Source organism: Gordonia sp. (in: high G+C Gram-positive bacteria), from assembly GCF_049647785.1.
Lineage (GTDB): Bacteria > Actinomycetota > Actinomycetes > Mycobacteriales > Mycobacteriaceae > Gordonia.
On record NZ_JBARYI010000060.1, the window covers coordinates 23,290 to 29,513 of the forward strand.

Consider the following 6,224-nt stretch of genomic DNA (forward strand, 5'->3'; position numbering starts at 1 on the left):
TCATTTCAGAACCGATCCGACGAGTTGTTCCGCCAGGAGCTCTCCAAGTTCCCCGATCGAAAGGTTGTCCAGGATCGAATCATCATCTTCCTGGTCGTCTTGCATCTCGGGCTGGTCTTCATCGTCTTCGTCCGCGGGTTCTGGCTCTCCCACCTTCGAGGACTTCTGCTTGTCCTTGCCAGCCTTGGCCCCAGCGGCGGCCCCGCCAGCGGCACCGGCCGCTCCCGCGCCCACGCCACCTTGGTTTTGATCACTCGACGTGTCTGTCGTTGCATCGGGTTGCGACTGCTGGCTCGACGGTTGGTCGTCGGCCCCTGCGGACTCGTCATCTCCTGCCGAGTCATTCTGGTTGCTGCCCGAGTCCGGCCCGCCGGTCGATTGCGGCGCCGAACTCACCGCATTCTGAACCTCGCTGACCGCACTTTGGACTTGTCCTGCGGTCGACTGCGCTTGGCTAAATGCACTCTGTGCTTGGTGTTGGCCGGGATTTGATTGGGTCAGCAGTCCTTGGACGTTGGCCTCGCGCGCGTTACCACGTTGCACCGTGCTCGACGCCGTGGCTGCGTCGGCTCCCAATTCTCCTTGGATCGCATCGGCTTCGGTGTTCGCGGCATTCCATTTTCCGAACCATCCAGCGTGGTCCGCGAGGGCGGCACCGACTTCGGTGGCTGCCCGAGTGAACTCGGCTGTGGCTTGCGCGACGTGCGCCGACGCAGCGGCCACTGCGGCGGTACCTGTGCCAAGCGAAGCCGCCGCCGCGGCTGTGGCTGCGGAAAGTTCCGCCTCCGCCGCCGCCAACCCTACTTCTGCTGCGGCAAAAACTGATTCGGCGGTGTTCACGCGAGTGAACGCTCTAACTACATTGGTGTGGGCCAATTGCGCTGCGGCTTCGACTGGAAGCATCCGCTGCTGAGCCGCAGCGAGCGCTCGACCCCAGTCTCCGAGGCCTTCGCCTGCGGTTTGGATTCCCGTCGCAGCTTCGGTGAGCGCTTCGGCCTTCAACTGGACTCTCTCGCGCCACAGCTGTGCCTCCGGTCCTTCGAACCGGACGCTGTTGACACTGGTCATCATGTCAGCGGCCAATTGGTGCAGGTGCTGGGCCGCACGGGTCCATTCTGCGTGCGACGCCCCGATTGATGCGGGTTGCCCGTCGATCGAATAGCGGAAGGGCACGAAGGGCTCGGGTGGTGGGACTGGCATTAGAGCCGAACTCCCGTCACCTGGTCTGCCGCTCCGAGCTCCGACTCGGCGCGTCCGTGCGCCGCGCGCACGTTGCTGACCACACCGGACTCCGTCGTCGACACAATCTTTGCCAGTTCGAGGGCACTGGCACTGTGGCTGTTGATGCTCTGAATGACGTTCACCAAAGCGGGCAGGAGTGCCATATCCAACTGTCCGATCGCTTCGACAATTGCGAGGCCTTGTCGGCTTCCGTGATCGCCACTTTGGGACAGGCACCCGATCACGTCGACGGCGAACTGCATCGCCTCGTCTAACGAATGCGACAGCGTTTCCAGGTCGAGTTCGTTTACTCGAACGTCGGCCATGCCCCACCTTCCCCTGATCAGCGATGCCAGTATCCGGACGAAACTCTACTATGGCCGGTTTAGGCGAGAATCCTGACTACCGTCGACCAGATGACAGAAGATCCACGATCATATCGGCGACGATTACGCCGGTAAGGATGACGAACGCAATCGCTACCGCGATCAGCAGTAGCTTCACGAACGGTGCTGCCGAACGTGCTTCGCCGCTGCCGTGTCGTGCTGCCCGCTCGGCTGCCGCCGCTCGGAGCACGTGAGTCTGGATCACGATGCGGCGTTGCTGGTCTCCCGCCATGTCTCCCCTAAGATCGTCTGCATGAGTTCGTCATCCCATGCGGGCCCGCTTTCGGTACTCTCCCCCACCGTTCGCGCCGCTGTCCAATTGGAACGTGAAACGGACCGGTCCACGTGGCGACCCCGTCACGTCGCGGTGGTTCCACTCGACGAGAATGCCCCAACTTCGGTCGTCGCCGCGCTGATTGCGCTCGCTGGCACCCGTTTGCTCACCGAACCGGTGGTCGCCGTTGACCCCTCTCCGCTGCGGACGCTCACTCAACTACTCGGTGGCAGCACCAGCGGGCATCTCGCGCGCCTCGCCGCCGATGCCGATTCTCTTCGCGAGCGTCGTGCCGTTGATGGTTATGTCGACACTGCAACCGCGACCGGCACGCCATTGGTGTCCTTGCAGGCTTATGCCGGACACCTTGCGCCCGCTGAGTTCTCGCCCGCACTCAATGCACTTAAGCGGCGCCACCGCGGGCTCGTGATGGATGTCGCGCCGCCCATCGCTGACACGCTCATGGCTCCGGCGCTGTCTGCAGCGTCGTTGGTTGTTGCGGTCACCTCCTCACCTACCTCTCCGCCGTGGCTCTTTTCGGTCGCCAATCCGTTAACGCCCTACCTGAGGGCGGGGACTCTCACCGTCGCTCACCCGTTTAGCGACGTCGGCGAGGGCGTTGCTGTGAACTATGGAATCCACACTCCCACCATGGGTCTTGGCATCAGGGTTAATCCGGACGGGACGTGGAATCTCCCGATCAATGCTGTTGGCATCGACTTCGACTCCGGGGATCTGTCCGTTACCCGAGCAGCGATTGTTGCTGGCCGCGCCGCCTACGCGCCGCGGGACTAAACCTCGGCTTTGCGACGGCATGGTCCCGAACCGTCGATCGACGTTGCCACCTGGGATCCAAAAGCGAACGCGAAACCATCGGGACTGGCGAACCTCACATCGTGTTTGCCCGGTGAATTCTGCGGCACCAAATCCGGGACCGCACCGTAATCACGTGCCAGTAGCTCAGTGACCTCGGTCAGTGCTGCAGGCCAAGCGCTGTCCGGAATCGGACTGTCGGACAGGTACGCACCCGTAGACGGGAAAGCCCCATTGAATTCTTTGTCCTTCGACAAGTCCCCACAGCCAGCCAAGCCGCCTTGCCGACCCGCCGTGGTCGACCAGCGAAACGGAGCCATCGCGGGCGCATGGCTGGCAACGATCCGGCCGATCTCTTCCACCGTTCCCTTGAGTCGGACCAGCAGCGCTTCGGCCGTCTCGGGATGATCGAGCTGACGCCAGGAGTCGTTGCTTGTCATGTCCGATCCTTCGGTTGAACTCGGTGTGAACATCGAGCAGGCTGCCATGACCCAAGCCAGGAAGCCGACTGTGACGATCGTTGCAACTCGGCGCAAAACTAGTCTCCCTCGATAACGTTGCTGGACAGGGCCCCGAGGACGGCCGCCATGTTGTATGCGGCCATCCGGAGTTCGGGTGTCTGACCATCTGAACCATAGCCAGGTCGCAGGTAGTCAGAGTGCCCGGTACCGCCGATACGTGGAACGTTGGTTTTGTCGGTCCCCGCATGGGTGGACATTCGGGTGAAGTCACCAAACATGGATGGGTCGGCGCCGAAGCGGCCAAAGTCGGCGACTGGGTCTCCGCCGTTCTCCAGCAGATACATTTGTCCGCGCGTCAGATTGAAGTCACTCGGTTGGTAGGGGTGCAGGTTAACCGGGTCACCGCCGAGTCCCGGCGACCCGTAGAAGACTGCCTCGTCCACCGAACCACCGGTCTTCCGCAGTGCCTCGGCAGTGACCAGCGACCCGTACGAATGCCCATAGGCGACGATGTGTGGATCCTCTTTGACGGAAGCCGCATCGAGCCCGTTGAAGAATCTCGCCAGAATTGGTGCCGTCGCATTGGCCTTGCTGGCGCTTCCCACATCGACGCCGCCCCTCACGGCATCGAGATTCCCCGGCCCAGTCGCGTTCGGTGCGTCATACCCAAGCCACGCGATTGTCGCCACTGTTTCATACCCGCGGTCGGCCAAATCGAGTTGCCGACCGGTCTCCGTCCGCAGCATCTCAGCTTCGCCAGCCATCCCGTCATACCGGCGGCCGCCGTCAAGTGCATTGTTGATGGTCGTGCCCAAGCCTGGGGTAGTCACCGAGACGTGGTCTGCGGTGTCGGGGTTACCGACGGCGACGGCCGCGTGGCCGCGTTCGCCCGACTTCATATCCAATAGCAACAGCAAGCGGGGTGCGTCCGGAGTGCCCTTGGCGAAGACGCTCTCGATGGTGTCGAGGTCGTTCAACTTCTCCTCGACGTACCACTTCTTCGCATCGTCGTTGGTGAATGTTCCGCCGAATAAGTTGTCGTCGAGATTCTGTTGAAGCTGGTCGCGTTCGTTTTCCAGCCTGGCTCGTTCGATGGGAATCTGTGCCCGGTTGGCACGATCACGGTCCGTGGCTGCGACGCCGTCGACGTTGCCGACCCACTCGGGCCGCTCCTTCACGATCTTGTCCCGCTCTTCGCTGGGCAGTTGCTTCCACCAATTCGCGACCGCGTCAGGTTCTCCCGACAGCTCGGCCGGCGGTTCCGACGCGGTGACGTCGACTGTCGGCTTCTCCGGCTTCGGGTTTCCAACGAGTGTCGGCTTCTGCTCCGGGATCGCGCACATCGGGATATCCCCAAAACCTGGCGTCCCGTTCGGTGCACGCTCGGGAGGTGCGGTTGGCTGGTTCCGCGGGTCGCCAGGCTTCGCGGGGTTTGCACTTGGTGGCTCGCGATCCGTCGTCGGCGAAATGGACGTCGGAGCAGGTGCCGTGGTGGTCGGCGACGCCTGCGTTGTTGGCGGCAGAGTCTTCTGCTGCTCCGGACCAGCCAATGGTTACTCCCCGGAGTAATAGTGAACTGAATGACGAGGCGACGTCCGGCGGACGAATCCGATGTGGAATCTACTGCACGGGAACGGCTCTCAGGAGCCAGACCGCCAGACGCGTTGGCACTCGGCTCAGATCGGACGCGCCGGATCGACCAAGTCCTGTCATCTAACTATGGCCAGCCTATTGGAATGCATCTGCCAGCGGCCATCCAGGAATCACGCGTTTACTGTTCTCGATTCCGGTCAGATCAACATCCGAGGCCCAAGCCTTGCAACGATTCCTCAGATCGTTCCGCCCAGAGAGCGTTGCGATGGACTCGACAGTCCAATCGCCAAAGATGTTCGTCGAAGGTCGCCTCCCAGACCCTGTTGTTGAACGCGCCTCAAACTGCCCCGGCAACAGCTTGACTGTAAATGCCCGCGCATTAGGCCTAGGAGCCGTAAGAGGTCCGGAGTTGAAACTCACATACCTTGTATCGATGCACACAAGATAGCTCGAGACACCCTCACTCAATTGTTCAACCCCCTGCACCGAGAGTGCAATAACTCCTTCATAGCGATATGCCGCAATGGGAAACCAATCAATGTCAGTCTCACCATCTCTTACCGCCGCCTCAAATCCGGGATAAACGGAAGCTAAAGCTCTCGACTCATTCTCCGCAGAACCCAAAAGATAGTACGACTCCATAGACGCCCGCACCACAGCCCCAGCCTGGGAAGACAGGTCCACGACCGATCCCCGTTGATCCCAGTTAAAGTACGGCACAGGCCAGTCATTTGAAGCTTGCGAGGTAGCCCCTTCATCGGCAGCATGAGGCTGTGGTGCACATCCAGTCGCCAAGAGCAGAAGAACCGTCGAAACCAACGCCGCCTTCAGAGCCCGAAACCCGACACCACTGAAGTCAGTAATCAATGTTCGCTTCCTAAACACCGAAAGGCGGGTACGACGACACAAGGCACCATTCGATAACAATCGACCACGACTCCGTTTCATCTACTCTGGCCGACTAGAACCAATCCATCGAGGGAACTGCTCCCTCGAGGCAAACGAGCAGGCGGCCCCGATCCTAGCTCGGCTTGTTCGGTGCCTTCGGGTTCGGTGTGCCGCCGCCCATCGAGTCCGGCAGGCGGAGATCGAACGTCGGAGCCGGCAGGTCCGGTGCAGGTCCGCCAGGCAAGCCCTGACCACCCGGCAACGGGATGGCGGGGCTACCCGGGCGAGGACCCGGAACGCCCTGACGCGTCACCGTCGTATGCATCAAGTACACGTTGTAACTCGACCACTGCGACATCGTGAAGAACAAATCATTACCGGTGCTCGACGGGTGAATGTTCGCACCGTAAATCGACGGGTAGTTCTTACCCGAAGCGATCACGCGTGCATCGGTCCACGGACCCATCGGGTTGTTTGCCTGACGCAGCACAATGCCGTTATGGAACACGTCGGTCGAAATCATCAGCCACTGACGCAGCGACGAGTTGTACTGCACCGACACCTCACCAACACCACCGGAAACGATCG

At 61.3% G+C, this 6,224-nt stretch carries 7 protein-coding genes; 1 reads left to right on the forward strand and 6 read right to left on the reverse strand.

The window, feature by feature from the left end:
- The 3 genes from WBA38_RS09725 to WBA38_RS09735 form a co-directional block, all read right to left on the reverse strand.
- Complete coding sequence (locus tag WBA38_RS09725) at positions 1 to 1,200, reverse strand: hypothetical protein (RefSeq protein WP_424293534.1); 1,200 nt, start codon at positions 1,198 to 1,200, stop codon at positions 1 to 3.
- Positions 1,200 to 1,547 (reverse strand): hypothetical protein, encoded by a 348-nt coding sequence (locus WBA38_RS09730; RefSeq protein WP_424293533.1) that lies wholly within the window; start codon positions 1,545 to 1,547, stop codon positions 1,200 to 1,202. The genes WBA38_RS09725 and WBA38_RS09730 overlap by 1 nt, the downstream gene beginning before the upstream one ends.
- Positions 1,548 to 1,623: 76 nt before the next feature.
- Positions 1,624 to 1,839 carry a hypothetical protein gene (locus WBA38_RS09735; RefSeq protein ID WP_424293532.1) on the reverse strand — a complete coding sequence of 72 codons (216 nt, stop codon included), beginning with the start codon at positions 1,837 to 1,839 and terminating at the stop codon, positions 1,624 to 1,626.
- Between the two features lie 21 nt (positions 1,840 to 1,860).
- Here WBA38_RS09735 and WBA38_RS09740 point away from each other — a divergent pair, with 21 nt between their 5' ends.
- Positions 1,861 to 2,676: a hypothetical protein gene (locus WBA38_RS09740; protein ID WP_424322578.1), complete on the forward strand. Its 816-nt coding sequence runs from the start codon at positions 1,861 to 1,863 to the stop codon at positions 2,674 to 2,676.
- On the opposite strand, the gene WBA38_RS09745 is transcribed toward WBA38_RS09740, so the two are convergent.
- The 3 genes from WBA38_RS09745 to WBA38_RS09755 all read right to left on the reverse strand — a co-directional run.
- The gene (locus WBA38_RS09745) at positions 2,673 to 3,134 is read right to left on the reverse strand and encodes an LppA family lipoprotein (protein WP_424293530.1); all 462 of its coding nucleotides are present in this window, start codon (positions 3,132 to 3,134) and stop codon (positions 2,673 to 2,675) included. The two genes, WBA38_RS09740 and WBA38_RS09745, sit on opposite strands and share 4 nt — an antisense overlap.
- 98 nt (positions 3,135 to 3,232) lie before the next feature.
- Positions 3,233 to 4,705 carry an alpha/beta hydrolase gene (locus tag WBA38_RS09750; RefSeq protein ID WP_424322579.1) on the reverse strand — a complete coding sequence of 491 codons (1,473 nt, stop codon included), beginning with the start codon at positions 4,703 to 4,705 and terminating at the stop codon, positions 3,233 to 3,235.
- 1,064 nt (positions 4,706 to 5,769) lie between these two features.
- Positions 5,770 to 6,224: DUF4185 domain-containing protein (locus WBA38_RS09755; protein ID WP_424322580.1), on the reverse strand; the 455-nt coding region annotated here is incomplete at its 5' end.